Genomic DNA, 19,955 nt, shown 5'->3' with positions numbered 1-19,955 from the left:
CGATGGCGCCCGATTGCCTTCGATACCGTGCGCGCCCGGCTACGGCTGCTCGGCGCCGTCAACGTGAATCGCACGGAATACGATCGCGAAGCCAAGCGCGTACAGCGCGGTGATCACCGCGAAGCCGACGGCCGTCGCGCGATCCGGATCGTCGATCACGTGCAGGATCACCGACGCGATCGCGATGCCGACGAGCGAACCGATCTGCCGGCTCGCGTTCAGCGACGCGGCGGCAAGGTTCGCGTCCGCCGCATCGGCCGACTGCATCACGACGAGATTCATCGCCGGAATGGCCTGGCCGGCGCCGAAGTTGGCCAAGCCGATCGCGACGGCCAGCACCGGATACGGCATCGCCGCGACGCCGACGAGCGCCACGCTGCCGAGCGCGGCCAGCGCGAGCCCGGAGAGCAGCGTGCGGCGCGCGCCGAACCGGGCACTGACCTTCGCGGACGCGAGATTGCCGATGCCGAACATCGCCATCAGCGGAAACAATTCGAACCCGGCGACGAGCGCGCTCGCGCCGCGGACGTTCTGCAAATAGAGGCTCAACAGAAAGATCTCGGCGAGAATGCCGAAGTTGATCGCGAGGCCCAGCGTGCTGCCCGCGACGAAACGCCGGTTCGCGAGCAGTGCCGGCGACAGGATGCGCGAATTCGCGTAGCGCTCGCGTAACGCGAATGCCGCGGTGGCGGCGAACGTCGTGGCCACGCCGGCGAGGATCGACGGCGAGTGCCAGCCGGCGCTCGGCCCTTCGATCAGCGTGAAGCTCAGCGCGGCGAGCGCGAGCGCGCCGAACAGATGGCCGAGCGCATTCAGCGGGCCGGGATGACGCGGCGCCCGTGCGATATGCCGGTACGTGAGCCACAGGCCGGCCGCGCCGACCGGCAGGTTCACCCAGAAGATGCCGCGCCAGCCGATCGCGTCGACCAGCACGCCGCCGACGCAGGGCCCGAGCGCCATCGCGGCCGACACCAGCGCGCCCCAGATGCCGATCATCCGCGTGCGCATCGGTCCCGGCGGGAACGCGAGCGTGAGCAGGCTCAGCGAACTCGGCATGAACAGCGCCGCGCCGACACCCTGGGCGAGGCGCGCCGCGACCAGCGCGCCGCTGGACTGCGCGGCCGCGCACAGCACCGACGCGCCGACGAACAGCGCGAGCCCGGCGACGTAGACGGCCTTCGACCCGTAGCGATTCGCTACCGCGCCGCCGAGCAGCAACAGCGCGGCGAAGCTGAGCGTGTACGCATCGACGACCCACACCAGCGCCGTCAGCGACATCGACAGGCTGCTTTCCATCGCCTTCAGCGCGACGTTGACGATCGTCACGTCGAGCATGGCCATCACGAAGCCGCACGCGAGCGCGACCATCACGAGCACGGGACGCGCCGCGGCGGATGTGTATGCGCCGGCGGCCGGCGTGGCGCTCCCGCCGCTCATGCGGCCCTCCCGCCGAGGTACAGGCGCCGCATCTCGTCGCTGTCGAGCAGTTCGGCCGCGGGGCCTTCGAGCGCGACGCGCCCCATCGTCAGCACGATGCCGCGATCCGCGATGCGTAGCGCCTCGATCGCATTCTGCTCGACCATCAGCACGCCGATATGCTCGGTGTCGCGCATCCGGACGATCGCGTCGAACACCTCGTCGACCATCTTCGGCGACAGGCCGGCCGACGGCTCGTCGAGCAGCAGCAACACCGGGCGCGGCATCAGTGCACGCGCGAGCGACACGATTTGCCGCTCGCCGCCGGACAATGCGCCGGCCAGCGACCGGTAGCGACGCCGAAGCACCGGATACTGCTCGCACAGCTCGTCGATCCGCGCCTCGCGCGGAAACGCCGACATCGACTGGCCGCCGAGCATCAGGTTTTCCCGCACGGTCAGCGACGCGAACACGTTGTCGGTCTGCGGCACGAAGCCGATTCCGTACTCGCGGATCTTTCGGTGGACCGGCACGCGCGCCACGTCCGTGCCCTGGATCGTCACACTGCCCGCACGAGGCAGCACGAAGCCCGCGATCGACTTCAGCAGCGTCGATTTTCCGCAGCCGTTCGGGCCAAGGATCGTCACGATGTCGATGGCGCCGACCGTGAGCGACACGCCATGCAGGATGTCGACTTCGGGCGTATAGCCGGCGACGAGTTCGCGCACGTCGATCATGACGCCTCCAGCGGACGAGGGGCGGCATGGGCGCGCCCCAGATACGCGTCGAGTACGCGACGGTTGCGCTCCAGCTCGGCCGGCCGGCAGTTCGCGATCGTCACGCCGCGGTCGAGCACGACGCAGCGGTCGCACAGCTCGCGGATGAAATGCATGTCGTGCTCGATGACGACCAGCGTGACGCCCTGTTGGCGAATCCGTCGCAGTTCGTCGATCAACTCGCCGCGCAGGTTCGGGTGCACGCCGGCGGTCGGCTCGTCGAGCAGCAGCAGTTTGGGCTCGGTCATCATCGCGCACGCGATGCCCAGCAGCTTCTTCTGGCCGCCGGAGATCGACGCGGCGCAAAGGTGCGCGACGCCGGACAGTTTCAGTTCGTCCAGCAGCGCGGCGGCGCGTGCACGCGTATCGGCCTCGAGCGCGCGCGTCGCACGGCCGCGCCAGAGGGCGGCGGCGATTCCGTGGCGGGCGGACGAAGCCGCCATCGCGAGTTCGAGCACCGACATGCGCGCGGGCATCGACGGCAACTGGAACGTGCGGCGCACGCCCAGCCGCGCGATCCTGTGCGGCGACAGCGCGTCGATCCGCTGACCGTCGAAGCGGATGGCGCCCGCCGCGAGCGGCGCGAACCCGGTGATCGCGTTGAGCGCGGTGCTCTTGCCGGAGCCGTTCGGGCCGAGCAGTCCGACGATCTCGCCGCCGTCGACCGACAGCGTGACCCCGGACAAGACGACGTTCTCGCCGTAGCGGATCGTCACGCCGTCGAGATCGAGCAGCGCGCTCATGGCCGCACCTCCAGGCGCTCGGGTACGAGCCCGTGCGGACGCCAGAGCACACACCCGAGCAGCATCAGGCCGACCAGGCCCAGTCGCACCGCGCCGGTCAGGTCGCTGCCGACATCGAGCCAGTCCTTGAGAAACGGCGCCAGCGCGTAGACGGCCTGCACGATCAGCGTGCCCACCAGCACGCCTGCGTGGCTGCCGAGGCCGCCGACCATCACGACGGTCCACAGCGCGAAGGTCTCGGACGCGATCATCGCGTCCGGCCCGACATAGCCGATGTACCACGCGGCGAGTGCCCCGGCGAGCGCGGCCGGCAGCGCGCCGGCAATGCACGCCCGCGTTTTCAGCGCGAGCGGATCGTAGCCGAAGCAGACCGCGAGCGCGGGTTCTTCGCGCATCACCTTCAGCGCCCGGCCGAAGCGGCTTGCGGTCAGGCGCCGGTACGTCGCATAGGTGAGCGCGAGGCAGCCGGCCGTGACCGCGAGGAACGCGAGTTCGGCCCACGGCGCCCGCAGCCCGGGGAATAGCGGCGCGATGCCGCCGATGCCTTGCGCGCCACCGGTCAACCAGCTTTCGTTGAGCGCGATCGTGCGCAGGATCTCGGCGATCGCGAGCGTCGCGATCCCCCAGTAGTCGGCGGAGAGCTGCCGCCCGAGCCGTGCGACAACGATCGCCAGCGCACCCGCGGCGGCCAGCGCGAGCGTCAGCGCCGAAGGCAGCGGCCAGCCGAGCTGCGACGCGATGCCGGCCGCATACGCGCCGAGCCCGCTGAACGCAATGAAACCGAAATTGACGAGTCCCGCATAGCCGGCCTGCAGGTTCAACCCGAGCGCCATCGTCGCGTACAGGCAGCCGACGGTCAGCAGATGGATGACGAAGCTAGACACGCCGTACCTCCCGATCGAAGATGCCGTAGGGCCGGAAGATCAGTGCGACGAGCAGGATCGCGAACGACACCGCGCCGACGTACTCGACCGGAAAGAATTGCATCGGCCGATCGACGAGCCCGCCGAAATCGACGTTCAGTGCGACGGTTTCGGCCACCGCGATCAACAGCGCGCCGGCCGCGGCACCGAGCGGGTTGCCGAGACCGCCCAGGATCGCCGCGGAAAACACCGGGATCAGCAGTCCGTAGCCGAGATTCACATGCACGCTCTCGGTGGCGCCGAGCATCGTGCCGCCGAGCGCCGCCAGCACGCCGCTCGCGAACGTGATCACGTTGGTCACGCGCGTCGCGTCGATGCCGGTCGCGAGCGCCAGCGCGCGATTCGAGGCGAGCGCACGCATCGCCCGCCCGAGCCCGGTGCGGTACAGCAGCGCCGCGAATATCGCAAGCGCGCCGGCGCCGCATGCGATCGAGCCCAGTTGCGGCACGGACAGCGCGACGCCGGCGATCACCATCGGCGGATGCACGTCCTGCGCATACTGTTGCGGTCGCGAGCCGGCGATGCCGAGCACCAGCGCGACCGCGAGCATCGAGATCGCGAGCGAGCCGATCATCGCCACCGCGCTGCCGGAGCGCAGCAGTCTCGCAAAAACGAACAGGTTCAGCAGCGTCGCGGCGGTGCCGACCAGCGCGCAGGACACGGCCGTCGCGAGTGCGAACGGCAGCCCCGCGCGTTCCAGCCAGAGCGTCGCGAATGCGCCCAGCATCGCGTACTGGACATGCGCGATGTTGGGAAAGCGGATCAGCGAATAGAGCGTCGACAGGCCGACCGACACCAGCAGCAGATCGGCGGTGCGGATCAATACGTCGACAATGAATGACAGCATGGCGAGGTCCTCTGGTTCATCCGGGCGGGCGCTTACTGCTGCGCGACGACCGATTGGCGGTAGACCACCTTCTCGTACGGCTGGACTTCCCGCTGGCCGTCCGCATCGAACGCGATCGCGCCGGTCACGCCGGTATACGACTTGCCCAATGCCGCGAGCGCCGTGCGAATCTTCGCCGGGTCGATGGATTGCGCGCGACCGATCGCCGCGGCGGACAACAGCGTTGCGTCGTACGCATAGCTGCCGAACGCCGAGCGCGGCGCCTCGTTGTACGCGGCTTGATAGGCGCTCGCATACGCTTTCGCGCCCGCGCCGAGCGCGGCGACTTCGAGGCCGATCTGGCCTTGCGCGATCTGCGCGGGCGTGTCGCTCGTGCACATCGTCAGATAGATGCCGTACCACGGGTGCTGGTTCAGACGCATCTCGAATGCCTGCCGGTTCAGCGTCGCGGCCTCCTGGCCATAGGCGCTGTAGACATACGCGTCGGGCTGCGCGCGTGATGCCTGCTCCAGTTCGCGGCGATAGGTCGATTGTCCTTCCGTGTAGAGCACCGTCGACACCACGGTGCCGCCGAGCGCCTCGAAACGCTTCCTGAACTCGCCCGCGATGCCCTGGCCGTAGCCGTTGTTCGGTGCGATCAGCGCGATGCGCCGCAGCTTGCGGGCGTACACGTCCTGAGCCGCGAAGCGCGCGGACAGGTCGTCCAGCCCGATCACGCTGAACGAGCCCGCGCCGATCTTGCGCACCTGCTGGCTCGACGAGCCGATGTTGATGTGCACGTCGCCCTGACGCACCAGGAACTGTCCGACTGGAATCGTCACCGACGACGAGAACTCGCCGAGCACGACCGGCACGTGCTCGACGGTCGCGAGCTTGCGCGCGGCGTCGAGTGCGGTATTGGCCGAGCCGCCCGAATCCTCGATGCGCACGGCGAGCTTCTGGCCCAGCACGCCGCCTTTCGCATTGATCTGCGCGACGGCAAGCTCGATGCCGCGGCGCTGGTCTTCGCCGATCGACGCGCTCGCGCCGGTCAGCGGCAGCACCGCACCCACGCTGACGTCGGCCTGCGCGGCGCCCGACGCAAGCGCACCGAGTGCGATCCAGACACCGACACTCCACTGACTTGCCTTCATCTTCGTTCTCCCGTCGCATGGTCGGCCGCACGGATGGCGGCATGGTTTGATATACAGAAGTGTCGACAGAATCACAGATCAAAAATCGTTTGCAAATAAATTTTCGAGTCGCTGTGCGGAATCGTGAAAGTCTCTGGAACGATAGAAAAATATCCCTATTTTCATGCATTTATGCACGCTTTCAAAGAGCGTGGATAGTCGTGGTGCACGAGCGCGCCAATCTGGCGCAATGGAGAATATTTCTGAAAAAAGTGTATACAGATGTGAATTTCAGTGCTTAAATCAGCCCAACTCGACACGACCTCGGAGGACAGTCAGATGGTGGAGATCAAGCGATACGGCGTGAGTGAACGGATGAGCCAACTGGTGGTCGCGGGCGGGCTGGCCTTCGTCGCCGGGCAGGTGGCGGACGACACTTCGCTCGACGTGGCGGGGCAGACCCGTCAGATTCTCGACAAGATCGACCGGCTGCTCGAAGAGGCGGGGCTCGACAAGCGCCGGATCGTGTCCGCGAGCATCTGGCTGGCCGACTATCGCAGCTTCGCCGAGATGAACCGTGTATGGGACGCGTGGGTGCCGCAGGGCGAGCCGCCGGCACGCGCGTGCGTCGAATCGAAGCTCGCGTTTCCGCAGTACACGGTCGAGATCGCGGCGATCGCCGCGAGCTAGTACAGGAGAAGTGGAGTATGAAGACGATCGTGCTCGGCGGCGGCATCGTCGGCGTGACCACTGCGTATTTTCTCGCGAAGGCGGGCGACGAGGTGACGGTGATCGAACGTCGCGACGGCGTCGCGCTCGAAACGAGCTTCGCGAATGCGGGGTTGATCGCGCCCGGCCATTCGTATACCTGGGCATCGCCGCGTGCGCCGAAGATTCTCTTCAAGTCGTTGTTTGCCGACGGCCAGGCGCTGCGGCTCAAATGGACGCCCGACTGGCGGATGTGGGCCTGGTGTGCGCTGTTCCTGCAGAACTGCACGGCCGAGCGCTCGCGACGCAACACGTCGATCAAGGTGCGGCTGTGTCGTTATGCGCAGCAGCGGCTTCAGCAGGCGACGCACGATGAACGGCTCGAGTACGACCGGACGAGCGGCGGGCTGTTGTACCTGTATCGCGATCCGGCGTCGTTCGAGCGGGGCGTCGCGAACATGCGGATTCTGACCGACAACGGTCTGCCGCTCGACATCCTGGATGCGCGGGCCACCGTCGAACGCGAGCCGGCGCTGCGCCACGCGGCGGGCGCGATCGCGGGCGCGATCCATTGCCCGAGCGACGAGAGCGGCGACGCGCATCTGTTCACGCGCGCGCTCGCCGAGCGCTGCCGCGCGCTCGGCGTCGAATTCCGCTTCGGCACGTCGATCGACGGCGTGCGCGCGAGCGCCGATGCGATCGACTACGTCGAGACGTCGCAGGGCCGCGTGACCGGCGATCGATACGTGCTCGCGCTCGGCGCGTACTCGCCCTTCGTCGCGCGCACGCTCGGCTACCGGCTGCCGATCTATCCGGTCAAGGGGTACTCGGTCACGCTGCCGATCGACGACACGCACGAGCCGCCCGCGCTCGGCGGCGTCGAGGAGAACCAGCTCGTCGCATGGGCGCGCTTCGGCGACCGGCTGCGGCTGACCGCGACCGCCGAGTTCAGCGGCTACGACACCACGCATTCGCCGCGCGATTTCGCGCACATGCTCGCGACCGCGCAGGCACTGTTCCCGAACGGCGCCGACTACACGAAGCCGTCGTACTGGGCCGGGCTGCGGCCGATGACGCCGGAGGGCACGCCGATCATCGGCGCATCCCGCCACCGCAACCTGTTTTTCAATACCGGCCACGGCCATATGGGCTGGACCATGTCGTGCGGCACCGCGAAGATCGTCGCGGATCTGATCCACGGCAAGCGGCCCGACATCGACATCACCGGGATGACCCTGCAATGAGCGAACTTCTCTCCACCTCCCCGGATTCGGGCGTCGGAGCCGGCCCGGCGCGCGACGCGTACGCCCGCTTCGATTTCTCGCTCGACGCCGGCATCGCGCGGCGCGCGGCGATCGGCCTCGTGGTGCTGGCGACCGACCATACGATCGAATACGAGTGGCGGCGTCTGCTCGCGATCGATGGCGTCGCGTTCTACGAAAGCCGGATCGCGAATTCGGCCGAGATCACCGCCGAGACGCTCGCGCGGATGGACGGGGGGATCTGCGCCGCGGTCGAATTGATCCGGCCGGGCGAGCGCCTCGACGTCGTCGCGTTCGGCTGCACGTCGGCGTCGATGGTGCTCGGCGAGGAGCGCGTGTTCGAGCGCATCCGCGAGGCGCGGCCCGGCGTCGCGTGCACCACGCCGATTACCGCCGCGCGCATCGCGCTGACGGCGCTCGGCGCGCGCGGGGTCGCGCTGCTGACGCCGTACGAGCGCACGATCAACGAAGCGATGGCCGCGTACCTGCGCGCACGCGGCGTCGATATCGTGCGGGTCGGCTCGTTCGAGCACCGCGACGACAACGAGGTCGCCCGCATCGAGCGCGCGTCGATCGAGCACGCGGTGCTGACGCTCGCCGCCGATCCGGCCGTCGATGCCGTATTCGTGTCGTGCACGAGCCTGCGCATCGTCGATGCGCTGGCCGATATCGAAGCGCGTGCGGGCAAACCCGTGCTGTCGAGCAATCATGCGCTCGCCTGGCACGCGCTGAGGCTCGCGGGCATCGACGATCCCGTGCCGGGCTTCGGCAGCCTGCTGATGCGCTGACGCATAGCGCGTGCATGTAAAAAGACGCGCGCGGGCAAATTGCCGATGGATAATGACGCGCGGTGACAACAGGTGGAACCAGGAGACGAGATGTCGACTTCCGTTATGGCTGGCCGGGAGACCGCAGCGCCGACGCGCACGGGCCTCACGGTCAACGAGATTTACGAGCAGTTGAAACAGATGGCCGTGCTGTACGAGATCCGGCCGGGTGAACGGTTCAACGAGCTGGAGCTTGCCGAGCGCTTCAACGTGAGTCGCACGCCGATTCGCGAGGCGCTGAACCGGCTCGTTGCCGAAAACCTGCTGGTGTTCGTGCCGAACCGCGGTTTCTTCATTCGGGAACTGGAGGGGAAGGATGTGTTCGATCTGTTCGAATTGCGTCGCTCGATCGAGACGACCGCGGTGATGCTCGCATGCGAGCGCGCGTCGGACAACGACATCAAGGCGCTGCGTCGCTTCTGGAAGCAGGTGATGAAGAATGCCGCGCGGATGTCGTCGTCGGAGCTGGTCGTCAAGGACGAGCAGTTTCACCTGGAACTCGCCGCGTTGTCGGGCAATGCCGAGATCGGCCGGGTGCTGCAAGGGATCAACGCGCGGATTCACTACGTGCGCTGGGTCGATGTCGATCAGCGACGCAACGAGGCGTTTACCGAGCATCTCGAGATTCTCGACGCGCTTGCCGAACGCGATGCGGAGCGGTGCGCGACACTGACCGACACGCATATCCGCTGGCGGATGGAGGAAATCACGCGCGTCGTCCAGGCGAGCGTCGTCAAGCTGTACGCAAAATAAAGCAAGATCGGCCGCGGCGCCTGCGACGATCGCGTGCAGCACGCGAACGGGCAGGGCAGGCCGGTCGACGAGACAAGCAGTCGTGCAAAGGAGGACGGGCCGCCCGGATCGACCGGCGCGGCGCATCGCTACTTGATCGTCACGAGGTGCCGTCATGACACACGGTACGTTGGTCACGCTGTACAAGCCGTCAGCAGCGCAGATCGAGCATTTGCTGACCTTGCCTGCGAAAAGCCCCGCCGTCGTCGCGGTCGACAATTCGCCCGTCGCCGACCGCGCACTGTACGCGCGGCTCGCCGAAGGCGGCGTCGACGTCATCGCGAATCACAATCGCGGCGGCATCGCCGGTGCGTTCAACGCCGGCGTCGAATTCCTGATCGGCCGCGGCTGCGACGTCTTCTTCATCTTCGATCAGGATTCGCACGTTCCGGACGACTATTTCGACCGCATGCTCGCCGGCTGTGCGCGGGTGGGCGACAGCCGCTTCCTGGTCGGCCCGCGGATCTTCAACCGCAATTTTCAGCGCGACCTGCCGTTGTTCACGGTGCGCCGCTGGTCCGCGCAGATCACGCCGATCCACGGCGGCGCGCAGGGCCTGCTGTCGTGCTCGGTCATTATCTCGTCGGGCACCGCGATCTCGCTCGACGCGTATCGCGCGCTCGGCCGCTTCCGCGAGGACTTCTTCATCGACCACGTCGACGCCGAATACTGCATGCGCGCGCAGGCGCACGGCGTGCCGGTGCGCGTCAACGCCGACGTGTCGCTGCCCCACGAACTCGGCAGCCCGTCCGCGCAGCAGCACTGGCCGCGCGTCGAGATATTCGACCAGAGCGCGCTACGCCACTACTATGCGGCGCGCAACTGCATTCTCGTCGCGCGCGACTATTGGCGGCGCTATCCGGCGATGCTGCTGATCAATCTCATCACGCTCAAGCACGTCGCATTCGTGCTGCTGCATGCGCGCAACAAGCGTCTGAAGCTGAAGGCAATCTATTGCGGCGTGACGGACGGGCTGCGAGGGCGGTACGGGCGCGTGTGACGCGTGATTTATCGTGGTATTGGCGCATGACCGACGCGCCATACAATTCGGATCACTTACTATAAGAGAGGATTGCAGATGAGCCTGACTACGCCGATTCACCGCCGCTATACGGGCGCGTTCTCCGTCGCGCCGACGATCTTCACCGAGTCGGGCGAGATCGACATGCCGGGCCAGAAGCGCTGTGTCGACTTCATCATCGACGCGGGCGCGGACGGCCTGTGCATCCTCGCGAACTACTCGGAACAGTTTTCGTTGACCGACGACGAGCGCGAGCGGCTCATCGCGGCGATCCTCGAGCACGTTGCGGGGCGCGTGCCGGTGATCGTGACGACCACGCATTTCAATCCGACGATCTGCGCGGCGCGCAGCCGCGCCGCACAAGCGGCCGGTGCGGCGATGGTGATGGTGATGCCGCCGTACCACGGCGCGACGATTCGTTGCGGCGAGGCCGCGATCGAGCAGTTCTATGCCGAACTCTCCGATGCGATCGAGATCCCGATCATGTACCAGGACGCGCCGATGAGCGGCACGCAGGTATCGGCCGCGTTTCTGGCGCGCATCGCGCACACGATTCCGAATCTGCGCTATTTCAAGATCGAGGTGCCGCAATCGGCGGCGAAGCTGCGCGAGCTGATCGCGCTCGGCGGTGATGCGATCGAAGGGCCGTTCGACGGCGAGGAGGCGATCACGCTGCTCGCCGATCTCGATGCCGGCGCAACCGGCAGCATCCTCGGCGGCGGTTATCCGGACGGGCTGCGGCCGATTCTCGCCGCATATCTCGCCAGGGAGCGCGACGAGGCGGTCGCCCAGTACGAGCAATGGCTGCCGTTGATCAATTACGAGAACCGTCAGGCCGGCCTGCTGGCGGCGAAGGCGCTGATGAAGGAGGGCGGCGTGATCGCATCGGACGCGCCGCGGCGTCCGCTCGCGCCGCTGCATCCGGCGACGCGCGCGGGTCTGATCGAAATTGCGCGACGGCTCGACGCGCTGGTGCTGCGCTGGGCACGCTGACGCAACCGCCTCGCAGCACGACGTTGCGATTTCCGCCGCAGCCGGCACGCACGACGCGTACGGGCGGCCTTCTCACTCGATCACCCAACCAAGGAACCCGAAGAATGAGCATGCCGACGATACGCGCGGTCCGCGCGCTGACGGTGCGTGGTGGCGGCGCCGACTACCACGATCAGGATGCCGGTCACTGGATCGACGACCACATTGCGACGCCGATGTCGCGCTACCCCGAATACCGGCAGAGCCGCCAGTCGTTCGGCATCAACGTGCTCGGCACGCTCGTGATCGAAGTCGAGGCCAGCGATGGAACGGTCGGCTTCGCGGTGACGACCGGCGGCGAGATCGGCGCGTTCATCGTCGAGCGGCATCTCGCGCGCTTCATCGAAGGGCAGCGCGTGACCGACATCGAGAAGATGTGGGATCAGATGTTCTACGCGACGCTGTACTACGGGCGCAAAGGTGTCGTGCTCAATGCGATTTCGGGCGTCGACCTCGCGCTGTGGGATCTGCTCGCGAAGGTCCGGCAGGAGCCCGTGCACCAGTTGCTCGGCGGCAAGGTGCGCGACGAGCTGGCGTTCTACGCGACCGGCGCGCGACCCGATCTCGCGAAGGAGATGGGTTTCATCGGCGGCAAGCTGCCGTTGCATCACGGCCCGGCCGAGGGCGAGGTCGGCCTGCGCCGCAATCTCGATGCACTCGCCGAGATGCGTTCGCGCGTCGGCGCGGATTTCTGGCTGATGCTCGACTGCTGGATGAGTCTCGACGTGCCGTATGCGACGCGGCTCGCGCACGAAGCGCATGCGCTCGGCCTGAAATGGATCGAGGAATGCCTGCCGCCCGACGACTATTGGGGCTATGCGAAGCTGCGCCGCGACGTGCCGCGCGGCATGCTCGTCACGACCGGCGAGCACGAGGCGACCCGCTGGGGCTTTAGCATGCTGCTGGAGATGGAGTGCTGCGACATCATTCAGCCGGACGTGGGCTGGTGCGGCGGGCTCACCGAGCTGATGCGGATCTCGGCGCTCGCCGATGCGCGTGGCGTGCTGGTGATTCCGCATGGCTCGTCGGTCTACAGCTATCACTTCGTCGCGACGCGGCACAACAGCCCGTTCGCCGAATTCCTGATGATGGCGCCGCAGGCCGATCGTGTCGTGCCGATGTTCGATCCGCTGCTGCTCGACGAGCCGGTGCCGGTCGGCGGGCGGATGAAGGTGCCCGATACCCCCGGTTTCGGCGTGCGCCTGAATCCGGACGTGCGCATGCAGCGCCCGTATGAACACTGAGTGTACGGAGGGGCCCAATGACGAAGTTGCTCGAAGACAGGATCGTCGTCGTGACGGGCGGATCGCGCGGGATCGGCCGCGCGATCGCGCTGGCGTGTGCGCGGCATGGCGCCGACGTCGTCGTCAACTACTGGACGAACCCGCTGCTGCCCGCGCAGGCCGATCACGAGATCGACGCGCTCGTCGACGCGATCCGCGCGACGGGGCGCGACGCGCTCGCCGTGCCGGGCGACGTCGCGCAGCCCGACACGGCAAGCGCACTCGTCGCGACTGCGGTCGAGCGATTCGGGCGGATCGACGTGCTGGCGAGCAATGCCGGAATCTGCCCGTTCCACGGCTTCCTGGACTTGCCGCCCGAGCTGCTGCAAAGAACGATGGAAGTGAACCTGCACGGCGCGTTCTACGTGACCCAGGCCGTCGCCCGACAAATGGCCGCGCAAGGGCACGGCGGCGCGATCGTCGCGACCAGTTCGATCAGCGCGCTGGTCGGTGGCGGCATGCAGACGCACTACACGCCGACCAAGGCCGGTGTCCATGCGCTGATGCAGTCGTGCGCGGTCGCGCTCGCGCCGCATCGGATCCGCTGCAATTCGGTGCTGCCCGGCACGATCCGCACCGAAATCAACGACGACGATCTCGCCGCGCCCGGCAAGACCGAATACTTCGAGCGCCGGATTCCGCTCGGCCGCCTCGGCGAGCCGGACGACGTCGCCGACTGCGTCGTGTTTCTCGCGTCCGACATGGCGCGCTACGTGAACGGTGCCGCGCTGCTCGTCGACGGCGGCATGTACGTGAACCTGCAATGAAACCGCGAGGCATGACCATGGAAACGATCGCCTTCAGGATGCGCCTGCACCCCGGCAAGCGGGACGAATACCGGCGCCGGCACGATGCGATCTGGCCGGAACTCGCCGACGCGCTTCGAGCAGCCGGCATCTCGGACTACTGGATCTTTCTCGACGACGACACCCATCACCTGTTCGCCGTGCTCAAGCGGCCGGCCGATCACCGGATCGCGCAACTCGCCGAAACGGACGTGATGCGCCGCTGGTGGGCGTACATGGCCGACCTGATGGCGACCGGGCCGGACGGACGTCCGGTCGAGAAATCGCTGGAGCCGATGTTTCATCTGGAATGACGCCGAGCCGTTCAACGGATCGGCAGCGCTCGACGTGTGCCGACCCATTGCAGCGGATCATCGTGTCGCATGAACTCACGGAGCCTACATGCAGATTGTCGATCCCCATGTCCATTTCTGGGACGCCGACACGTTGAGCTACAGCTGGCTCGATCGCGCTCAGCCGGCGTTTTCGGGCGCGGTGGCGGACTTGCCGCGCCGCTACCTGCCCGCGGACCTGCGCGCGGACGCCGGCGCGGATATCGACGTGCTGAAGGTCGTGCATGTCGAGGCGATCCACGATGCGTGGACGACGCCGAGCGAAGTCGACTGGCTGCAGGCGCTTGCCGATGCGCCGGCGAGCGGCGGGATGCCGGACGGCATCGTCGCGGGCGTCGACCTGTTCGCGCCGGACGCGCGCATCCGGCTCGCGGGCGCGGCGGCGCACCCGAACGTGCGCGGCATCCGGCAGGTGTTGAACCGGCATCCGGACCCCTGGTACAACTATGTCGACGTGGACTATCTGGCCGAGCCGCGCTGGCGAGAGAACTTCGGGATGCTGAGCGAGTTCGGTTTGTCGTTCGACCTGCAGCTGTACCCCGCCCAGGTCGGCGCGGCGCTCACCGTCATCGACGCGCACCCCGACACGCACGTGATCGTCAATCACACGGGCATGTTCGTCGACCGAGCCAGCGTGCACGGCTGGCGCGAATGGCGCGACGGACTGCGCGAGCTCGCGCGGCGGGCGAACGTGACGATGAAGCTGTCCGGGCTCGCGATGTTCGACCATCGCTGGACGGTCGAGAGTTTCCGCCCGTACGTGCTGGAGGCGATCGACGCGTTCGGCGCGGCGCGCTGCATGTTCGCGTCGAACTTCCCGGTCGACCGGCTCCATGCCGGCTATCAAGCGCTCTGGCACGCTTATGCGGCGATTGTCGCGGGCGCCGGCGACGACGAGCGCGAGGCGCTGTTCGTCCGCAATGCGATGCGAACTTACCGGTTGTGAGCCACGGGCCCGCCATCGGATGGCGAGCGTTGTCACCGGAGCACGTGCCGGGCAGCATCAGCCGAACGCGCACGCTGCAGCCGCGCTGGCTGATGCCTCATCGGGGCTTGTTCGCCCTAATCGCGCAACGCAGTCGCGACGACGCTCGCCAACGGCGTCGTGGGCCGACCGATCAGTCGCGCGAGGGCGCCGCCGTCGTCGAACAGCGCACCGCGCGAGGCGGCCACGTCGGCATCGGCCAGGACGCTGGCAAACTCGGGCGGCAACCCGGCGCTCGTCAACACGTCTGCATAAGCGTCCTGCGCAAGATCGTTGTAGACGACGGTCTTGCCGGACTGCCGCGAAACCTCGGCAGCCAGTTGCGCCAGCGTGTACGCATCGTTTGCCGCCAGTTCATAGGTTTTTCCTGCGTGGCCGTCCGTCGTCAATACCACGGCCGCCGCCGCCGCATAGTCCTTCCGCGCGGCGGCAGAGAAGCGCCCGTCCTTCGCGGCCCCGACGAACGCGCCATGCTCGAGCGCAGCGGGAAGGGCCATCAGATGGTTCTCGGTGTACCAGCCATTGCGCAGGATGACGGCGGGGAGGCCCGAGGCCGCGATGGCTTCTTCCGTCTGCCGATGCTCGATCGCGAGTCGGACGGGCGACGTGTCGGCGTGCAGCATGCTCGTATAGGCGAGCAACGAGACTTCAGCCCGCCGGGCCGCGTCGATCACCGCGCGGTGCAGTGGCAGGCGGCCGGCGACTTCCGTCGATGAGATCAGCAGGAGTTTGTCGACACCGACGAACGCGGTGGCGAGCGTTTCAGGCCGCTTGTAATCGGCCTCGCGCACCACCACGCCGCGCGCTTCAAGGTCGCGTGCCTTCGCCGGATTCCTGACCGCCGCGACGATCCGGTTGGCCGGCACGGTTTCAAGCAATGCGTCGATCACAAGGCGCCCGAGCTGCCCGGATGCTCCCGTTATTGCATACATGTTCATGCTCTCCGTGTATCGATAGGTGAGGCTCCAAGTGTAGGGATGAAGGTTTCCGTTGGAAACCATCTATCCATCAGTTACCATCATTTTCAAGTAACCAAATGGAAACCATCCCCGGGACGACGATGGGTTTGAGAATGCGAAAGAAGGTGGAGCCGCTTCCCGGCTGCCCGATGTCGAAATGCATGGCGTTGATCGGCGGTCTGTGGACGCCCGAACTGATCTGGTGCCTGAGCAATGGCCCGCGTCGGTTTTCGGAGTTGCGGCGCGACAACCCGACCATCACCGCGAAGGTGCTGACCGGCAGGCTGCGTGATCTCGAGGAGCGGGGCGTGATCCGGCGAAGCGTGTTGCCGACGTCGCCGCCGTCCGTGGAATACGAGTTGACGTCGCTGGGCCAGGAACTGCTGCCGGCGATTACGTCGATCGTGGAGGTCGGGTCGCGCCTGCTGCTGCGCGACCGGGCGCGCTAGCCATTCGCCACCGTGCGGGCTACCGTGCCGCCGTCGAACGCCCGCGCTTCGTATTCGGCAACGGCTCATGCTGCATCGGCCCTTTGACGAGTTCGCTCATCGCGTCGCGGATCCAGCGGTTGGCCGGCTCGTGATGAAAGCGCGGATGCCAGTGCAGTAAAGTTCGTATGTGGGCGCGGGGAAGGGCAGCGGCAGCAGCTTGGCGTTCACGAGCTCCGCGAAGCGCCGCCCGACGGCCTGGAGCACCGTGGCGATCATGTCCGCCCCCGCGACGATGAACGGCGCGCCGATAAAGCGCGGCGTACGAAAGCGTACGTTGACACGAATCCCGAGAAATGGATCGCCGGGTGCGACACCACGCCGGCGCAACGCTTTACGCGTCTTTCAGCCAGGGCATTTCCACGGGTGACACGACCAGTTGCCGGAATTCGCGTTTCAGATCGAAGATGAACCCGACGAGGATCATGGAGTCGGCGTAAGGAATCGGAAAGACCTGCGGATTTTCCGGGGTACGCAGCGGCCGCTCCGGCGTGTCCGCCGTCGCCGCGGCGTTTTCGCGAACGCTTTCCAGGTCGTCTGCCATGGCCGGGCCGCCGGCTTTCAGCACACGGCTACGCAGCTCGCTGAAGGGTTCGATGCGCGCGGCGTCTTCGTGGTATTCGGGCACTTCATAAACGAACCAGGACATTGTCGTCTCCCATGAGAAGGGGCGCTATTCTAACGCTACGCGAGGGCCTGCCGAAAATCGGCCATATTGTGCGATGGGCCCGGTCGCTGCGGGAAATACGCCGGGTGTTGCAACTGTCAGCAGCATAAACGCGGCGCCTTGGCCGTCAGTTTATGCGTCGCTCACAAAGGTTCGGACAGGTTCGCTCCGTCTCTCCGATTCACGCCTGTCTATCAATTCTGAAGTCCGCAGCCGCCTCCCTGATGTGTTTCCAAAGCAGATCTGCGATCGGCCCGTGCGGTAAATCGCGCCGGCGCGCTGCCGTGATTTCGACCCGCCCTCCTTGCAGATGCCGTCCGCCAATCGACGGAAGGCGTCCGTCCCGCAACTCCTGTTCGATCGGATAATCGTGGGGATGGCCCCAGGCCGCGCCCTGCATGATGATCTCCTTCTTCATCAACTGATCGCCCACCGCGCAGGTCCGCGCTCCCTCGATGAGGTAGTAGTTCGGCCGATCGATGTGACGCGCCGTGTCTCGTATCACGCATTGGACGTAGCCACGCATCTGCTCAGGCGTGATCTCGTCCGAGATGGGCAAATGAAGAAATCCCGGCGCTACAACAGGGACGAGTTTCACCACGCACAAGTCGATGTACTCGAGCCGAGGATCGGCTTTGTCGGCGTGAATCGCGCCGATACCCACATGCGCGAGGGCACATGGCCCGAAGCGGCCGAGATCAGCGGAATCGAGTGCGCAGGAATCGTGAAGGCTGATCCGGACGGGCGCCTGACTCCGGGACGCGGGCAGGGGATCCGGTGTCAGGCGTTTCGTTCGAGCAATCGAAGCAGCGATTCCTCCGTCATGGCGCGAGAAGTCCTTCGCGCAGGGCCGGTGGGCATGTTTCCCGCCAGGAGCGAAGGCATGGATGCCACAGCCTCGCGCAATGTGTCCGAGCGTACGCCGACGACATTGCGGTCAGTGGAGCGAAGTGCGGCCGAAACCAGGGGCGCGGAATGGCACGCCGATCCCATCGTTGTCTTGCGGCGCGAAAACCGGGCATGCCGTGTATCCGCGCCCGTGCGCTCAAGCGCCCGGCGTAGCCGGAGCCGCAGCGTTCGGAGAGACCTCGCGCGCTTTTTCGAGTGCGCTCGCAATCGAGGCGCGGCGCACCTCCTCGCTGCGTCCGAGCCCTTCCGCGACGATGAACTCGATATCTTGGACACCCATGAACGTGAACACCGAGCGAAGCAGGGTCTCGGCATGTTCGAACGCCTGATACGGGGAGCCCTCGCTGTAAACATTGCCGCGCGCCAGCGCGACGATCACGCGCTTGCCCTGGGCGAGACCGATAGGTCCGCTCTCACCGCGCGCGAAGGTCTTGCCGCGCACGACGATATGATCGATCCAGGCCTTGAGCTGGGTGGGAACCGAAAAATTGTAGAAGCCGGCCCCGATCACGACGACGTCGGTTTCGAGGAACTGCTGCACGTCCTTGCCGGCGTCGAGCGTCATGAACGCGTCGAAGGAGAGATGCGGGAGCGTCTCGCTGGCAAGATCGCGATAGGTGACATTCACGGCGTCGTTGGTTGCGACGATCCGCTCGACGATGGCGGCAGAGAGCACGCGGCTCGCCGAGTTTGCGCCCATGATGCTGGAATCGAGATGAAGCAGTTTCACTGGATGCCTCCGGTATGGATTTGTGACCGGCACTATGCTATGTAACTAGAGGCAATCCGCCAAGAACGCATATTTTTAGGACCAGGTCAGATGGATATGCCTGCCTCACCGGGCGTCAGCACCCAATGCCATCAGGTCGGCAAGGTGCTCGCAATCGTCGGCGACAAATGGACAGTGATGATCGTCAGAGTGCTGGTCGAGCGGCCACGCCGCTTCAACGAGATCAAACGGACAGTCGGCGGCATCTCACAGCAGATGCTTACGCGTACCCTGAGGGCACTCGAGCGTGACGGCATGGTCAGCCGCACGGTCTACCCGACGGTGCCCCCGCAAGTCGAATATGCGCTGACGCCGCTCGGACAATCCCTGGCGGTGCCGGTTCGCGCACTCGGTGCGTGGGCGGGCGAGCATCTCGAAGAGATCGAGAACAACCGGGCACGCTATGATCAGGGCAAACAGGCTCGCAGCGAACGAGGTGGTTCAGAGCCGGCCTGACGTTCTGCGGGAGACGACGGCTCGCATCGTTCGAAGCGCTGATGGTGCCTGGGTTCGTCAACTGTTTGGCGCCGGCGCGCATAACGAACGAATTTCAATATTAATCGGGCCCCGTTGTCATACCCGGATTCAGATGTCGTAGCGCCAGCTAAATTCAGATGTCGCATGTTTCATCGGCCTTTCCATCATTGAACGTTGAAGCGCCGAGTCTGAAGCAGCAGGGCGCTGACGTTCACCCGCGGGCCTTCGCAGACCGCCGCTCAGTTTCTGCTTTTGACGCAACTTCCAGAATCGCTGTTTCCATGTCAGCCACCGTGAACCGGCGGGGTTTCTTCGTGCCGGGTTGCAGTGCTGCACAGGGTGACCCGGTGTATCGGGCCGCCGATCAGCTCGGCAAGTTGCTGCGCACGCTTTTCTTGTGCGACTACTTCAGTAACGCAGCGTTCCGCCGGGAACTGCATACGCTGCTGAATCGCGGCGAGTCGGTCCACCAGCTTCAGCGTGCGATTTACACTGGTCGTGTGGCCCCCGAGCGCGGCCGACGCCGAGATGAAATGGTCGCGATCTCGGGGTCGTTGACGTTGCTGACGAACCTCGTGATCGCGTGGAACACGCAGCGCATGCAGGCAACGGTCAACGACTGGCGTGACTTTGATTTCCACGCAATTTTCCGGTTAGGGCGAACTCGGTTGTATGCGGCCTCGCGGACTACCAATAAATATTGGTTTTCATTCAAATGGTTGCTATCTGGTTGCCAAGCCGGCGCTTTCCGGGCCGATCGTCGAAAACGCGGAACAAGAAATTAAAGTCGGGATAGTCAGGACTATGTTCCCAGTCATTTC

Annotated in this window: 22 protein-coding genes and 1 pseudogene; 13 read left to right on the top strand and 10 right to left on the bottom strand. The window is 66.1% G+C overall.

What is annotated here, in order from left to right; genetic code table 11:
* Positions 1 to 39: 39 nt before the first annotated feature.
* The 6 genes from CFB49_RS32870 to CFB49_RS32845 are packed head-to-tail and all read right to left on the bottom strand — an operon-like array spanning position 40 to position 5,838.
* The gene (locus CFB49_RS32870; RefSeq protein ID WP_089493455.1) at positions 40 to 1,437 is read right to left on the bottom strand and encodes an MFS transporter; all 1,398 of its coding nucleotides are present in this window, start codon (positions 1,435 to 1,437) and stop codon (positions 40 to 42) included.
* Positions 1,434 to 2,153: an ABC transporter ATP-binding protein gene (locus tag CFB49_RS32865; protein WP_069620479.1), complete on the bottom strand. Its 720-nt coding sequence runs from the start codon at positions 2,151 to 2,153 to the stop codon at positions 1,434 to 1,436. The genes CFB49_RS32870 and CFB49_RS32865 overlap by 4 nt, the downstream gene beginning before the upstream one ends.
* Positions 2,150 to 2,935, bottom strand: a complete 786-nt coding sequence (locus tag CFB49_RS32860; RefSeq protein ID WP_089493454.1) for an ABC transporter ATP-binding protein — start codon at positions 2,933 to 2,935, stop codon at positions 2,150 to 2,152. Before CFB49_RS32860 ends, CFB49_RS32865 begins: the two co-directional genes overlap by 4 nt.
* A complete protein-coding gene (locus CFB49_RS32855) occupies positions 2,932 to 3,819 on the bottom strand; it encodes a branched-chain amino acid ABC transporter permease (RefSeq protein WP_089493453.1) in 888 nt (295 codons plus the stop codon). The genes CFB49_RS32860 and CFB49_RS32855 overlap by 4 nt, the downstream gene beginning before the upstream one ends.
* Positions 3,812 to 4,705 (bottom strand): branched-chain amino acid ABC transporter permease, encoded by an 894-nt coding sequence (locus CFB49_RS32850; RefSeq protein WP_069620477.1) that lies wholly within the window; start codon positions 4,703 to 4,705, stop codon positions 3,812 to 3,814. The genes CFB49_RS32855 and CFB49_RS32850 overlap by 8 nt, the downstream gene beginning before the upstream one ends.
* Before the next feature lie 32 nt (positions 4,706 to 4,737).
* Positions 4,738 to 5,838 carry an ABC transporter substrate-binding protein gene (locus CFB49_RS32845; protein ID WP_089493452.1) on the bottom strand — a complete coding sequence of 367 codons (1,101 nt, stop codon included), beginning with the start codon at positions 5,836 to 5,838 and terminating at the stop codon, positions 4,738 to 4,740.
* 318 nt (positions 5,839 to 6,156) lie between these two features.
* Between CFB49_RS32845 and CFB49_RS32840 the strand changes: the two genes are divergently transcribed.
* The 10 genes from CFB49_RS32840 (at position 6,157) to CFB49_RS32795 (ending at position 14,826) form a co-directional block, all read left to right on the top strand.
* Positions 6,157 to 6,507 (top strand): RidA family protein, encoded by a 351-nt coding sequence (locus CFB49_RS32840; RefSeq protein WP_179234993.1) that lies wholly within the window; start codon positions 6,157 to 6,159, stop codon positions 6,505 to 6,507.
* A 17-nt stretch (positions 6,508 to 6,524) separates the two neighbouring features.
* Entirely contained in the window at positions 6,525 to 7,769 is a 1,245-nt protein-coding gene (locus tag CFB49_RS32835; RefSeq protein WP_089493451.1) for a D-amino acid dehydrogenase, read from the top strand.
* Positions 7,766 to 8,575: a maleate cis-trans isomerase family protein gene (locus CFB49_RS32830; protein ID WP_089437839.1), complete on the top strand. Its 810-nt coding sequence runs from the start codon at positions 7,766 to 7,768 to the stop codon at positions 8,573 to 8,575. The genes CFB49_RS32835 and CFB49_RS32830 overlap by 4 nt, the downstream gene beginning before the upstream one ends.
* Before the next feature lie 90 nt (positions 8,576 to 8,665).
* Complete coding sequence (locus tag CFB49_RS32825) at positions 8,666 to 9,367, top strand: GntR family transcriptional regulator (protein WP_069620472.1); 702 nt, start codon at positions 8,666 to 8,668, stop codon at positions 9,365 to 9,367.
* 154 nt (positions 9,368 to 9,521) lie between these two features.
* On the top strand, positions 9,522 to 10,406 hold the full coding sequence (locus tag CFB49_RS32820; RefSeq protein WP_069620471.1) for a glycosyltransferase family 2 protein: 885 nt from the start codon (positions 9,522 to 9,524) through the stop codon (positions 10,404 to 10,406).
* A 78-nt stretch (positions 10,407 to 10,484) separates the two neighbouring features.
* Entirely contained in the window at positions 10,485 to 11,420 is a 936-nt protein-coding gene (locus CFB49_RS32815) for a dihydrodipicolinate synthase family protein (protein ID WP_069620470.1), read from the top strand.
* 104 nt (positions 11,421 to 11,524) lie between these two features.
* Complete coding sequence (gene rhmD / locus CFB49_RS32810) at positions 11,525 to 12,703, top strand: L-rhamnonate dehydratase (protein ID WP_089493450.1); 1,179 nt, start codon at positions 11,525 to 11,527, stop codon at positions 12,701 to 12,703.
* 17 nt (positions 12,704 to 12,720) lie between these two features.
* Positions 12,721 to 13,509, top strand: a complete 789-nt coding sequence (locus CFB49_RS32805) for an SDR family NAD(P)-dependent oxidoreductase (protein ID WP_069620468.1) — start codon at positions 12,721 to 12,723, stop codon at positions 13,507 to 13,509.
* 17 nt (positions 13,510 to 13,526) lie between these two features.
* Positions 13,527 to 13,841: an L-rhamnose mutarotase gene (gene rhaM, locus CFB49_RS32800; RefSeq protein WP_069620467.1), complete on the top strand. Its 315-nt coding sequence runs from the start codon at positions 13,527 to 13,529 to the stop codon at positions 13,839 to 13,841.
* 88 nt (positions 13,842 to 13,929) lie between these two features.
* The gene (locus CFB49_RS32795; RefSeq protein ID WP_089493449.1) at positions 13,930 to 14,826 is read left to right on the top strand and encodes an amidohydrolase family protein; all 897 of its coding nucleotides are present in this window, start codon (positions 13,930 to 13,932) and stop codon (positions 14,824 to 14,826) included.
* A gap of 116 nt (positions 14,827 to 14,942) precedes the next feature.
* On the opposite strand, the gene CFB49_RS32790 is transcribed toward CFB49_RS32795, so the two are convergent.
* Positions 14,943 to 15,797: an SDR family oxidoreductase gene (locus tag CFB49_RS32790; RefSeq protein WP_089493738.1), complete on the bottom strand. Its 855-nt coding sequence runs from the start codon at positions 15,795 to 15,797 to the stop codon at positions 14,943 to 14,945.
* Between the two features lie 104 nt (positions 15,798 to 15,901).
* Between CFB49_RS32790 and CFB49_RS32785 the strand changes: the two genes are divergently transcribed.
* Complete coding sequence (locus CFB49_RS32785; RefSeq protein WP_249190448.1) at positions 15,902 to 16,273, top strand: winged helix-turn-helix transcriptional regulator; 372 nt, start codon at positions 15,902 to 15,904, stop codon at positions 16,271 to 16,273.
* A gap of 373 nt (positions 16,274 to 16,646) precedes the next feature.
* Here the strand turns inward: CFB49_RS32785 and CFB49_RS32775 are convergent, their stop codons facing one another.
* The 3 genes from CFB49_RS32775 to CFB49_RS32765 all read right to left on the bottom strand — a co-directional run bounded on the left by CFB49_RS32775 (position 16,647) and on the right by CFB49_RS32765 (position 18,618).
* Complete coding sequence (locus tag CFB49_RS32775) at positions 16,647 to 16,961, bottom strand: hypothetical protein (RefSeq protein ID WP_027806289.1); 315 nt, start codon at positions 16,959 to 16,961, stop codon at positions 16,647 to 16,649.
* A 199-nt stretch (positions 16,962 to 17,160) separates the two neighbouring features.
* Positions 17,161 to 17,643, bottom strand: a complete 483-nt coding sequence (locus CFB49_RS32770) for a LysR substrate-binding domain-containing protein (RefSeq protein WP_069620463.1) — start codon at positions 17,641 to 17,643, stop codon at positions 17,161 to 17,163.
* A 381-nt stretch (positions 17,644 to 18,024) separates the two neighbouring features.
* Positions 18,025 to 18,618 (bottom strand): FMN-dependent NADH-azoreductase, encoded by a 594-nt coding sequence (locus tag CFB49_RS32765; RefSeq protein WP_084044421.1) that lies wholly within the window; start codon positions 18,616 to 18,618, stop codon positions 18,025 to 18,027.
* Between the two features lie 90 nt (positions 18,619 to 18,708).
* Between CFB49_RS32765 and CFB49_RS32760 the strand changes: the two genes are divergently transcribed.
* Positions 18,709 to 19,113: a winged helix-turn-helix transcriptional regulator gene (locus CFB49_RS32760; RefSeq protein WP_089493448.1), complete on the top strand. Its 405-nt coding sequence runs from the start codon at positions 18,709 to 18,711 to the stop codon at positions 19,111 to 19,113.
* A 347-nt stretch (positions 19,114 to 19,460) separates the two neighbouring features.
* Positions 19,461 to 19,760 (top strand): annotated as a pseudogene (locus tag CFB49_RS32755) (Tn3 family transposase); the annotation flags it as partial.
* Between the last annotated feature and the right edge of the window lie 195 nt (positions 19,761 to 19,955).

Source organism: Burkholderia sp. AU17457 (assembly GCF_002223255.1).
Taxonomy (GTDB): Bacteria; Pseudomonadota; Gammaproteobacteria; order Burkholderiales; family Burkholderiaceae; genus Burkholderia; species Burkholderia sola.
Note: the sequence above shows the minus strand (reverse complement) of the source record. Positions and strands in the feature narration are given on the sequence as shown.

What these genes read in the sequence shown, in the direction of transcription:
- CFB49_RS32760 (WP_089493448.1), top strand. Translation starts at nt 18,709, where the DNA reads ATGGATATGCCTGCCTCACCGGGCGTCAGCACCCAATGCCATCAGGTC.
- rhaM (WP_069620467.1), top strand. Translation starts at nt 13,527, where the DNA reads ATGGAAACGATCGCCTTCAGGATGCGCCTGCACCCCGGCAAGCGGGAC.
- CFB49_RS32830 (WP_089437839.1), top strand. Translation starts at nt 7,766, where the DNA reads ATGAGCGAACTTCTCTCCACCTCCCCGGATTCGGGCGTCGGAGCCGGC.
- rhmD (WP_089493450.1), top strand. Translation starts at nt 11,525, where the DNA reads ATGAGCATGCCGACGATACGCGCGGTCCGCGCGCTGACGGTGCGTGGT.
- CFB49_RS32820 (WP_069620471.1), top strand. Translation starts at nt 9,522, where the DNA reads ATGACACACGGTACGTTGGTCACGCTGTACAAGCCGTCAGCAGCGCAG.
- CFB49_RS32790 (WP_089493738.1), bottom strand. Translation starts at nt 15,797, where the DNA reads ATGTATGCAATAACGGGAGCATCCGGGCAGCTCGGGCGCCTTGTGATC.
- CFB49_RS32845 (WP_089493452.1), bottom strand. Translation starts at nt 5,838, where the DNA reads ATGAAGGCAAGTCAGTGGAGTGTCGGTGTCTGGATCGCACTCGGTGCG.
- CFB49_RS32835 (WP_089493451.1), top strand. Translation starts at nt 6,525, where the DNA reads ATGAAGACGATCGTGCTCGGCGGCGGCATCGTCGGCGTGACCACTGCG.
- CFB49_RS32860 (WP_089493454.1), bottom strand. Translation starts at nt 2,935, where the DNA reads ATGAGCGCGCTGCTCGATCTCGACGGCGTGACGATCCGCTACGGCGAG.
- CFB49_RS32775 (WP_027806289.1), bottom strand. Translation starts at nt 16,961, where the DNA reads ATGTCCTGGTTCGTTTATGAAGTGCCCGAATACCACGAAGACGCCGCG.
- CFB49_RS32840 (WP_179234993.1), top strand. Translation starts at nt 6,157, where the DNA reads ATGGTGGAGATCAAGCGATACGGCGTGAGTGAACGGATGAGCCAACTG.
- CFB49_RS32850 (WP_069620477.1), bottom strand. Translation starts at nt 4,705, where the DNA reads ATGCTGTCATTCATTGTCGACGTATTGATCCGCACCGCCGATCTGCTG.
- CFB49_RS32825 (WP_069620472.1), top strand. Translation starts at nt 8,666, where the DNA reads ATGTCGACTTCCGTTATGGCTGGCCGGGAGACCGCAGCGCCGACGCGC.
- CFB49_RS32795 (WP_089493449.1), top strand. Translation starts at nt 13,930, where the DNA reads ATGCAGATTGTCGATCCCCATGTCCATTTCTGGGACGCCGACACGTTG.
- CFB49_RS32805 (WP_069620468.1), top strand. Translation starts at nt 12,721, where the DNA reads ATGACGAAGTTGCTCGAAGACAGGATCGTCGTCGTGACGGGCGGATCG.
- CFB49_RS32865 (WP_069620479.1), bottom strand. Translation starts at nt 2,153, where the DNA reads ATGATCGACGTGCGCGAACTCGTCGCCGGCTATACGCCCGAAGTCGAC.
- CFB49_RS32785 (WP_249190448.1), top strand. Translation starts at nt 15,902, where the DNA reads ATGGAAACCATCCCCGGGACGACGATGGGTTTGAGAATGCGAAAGAAG.
- CFB49_RS32870 (WP_089493455.1), bottom strand. Translation starts at nt 1,437, where the DNA reads ATGAGCGGCGGGAGCGCCACGCCGGCCGCCGGCGCATACACATCCGCC.
- CFB49_RS32815 (WP_069620470.1), top strand. Translation starts at nt 10,485, where the DNA reads ATGAGCCTGACTACGCCGATTCACCGCCGCTATACGGGCGCGTTCTCC.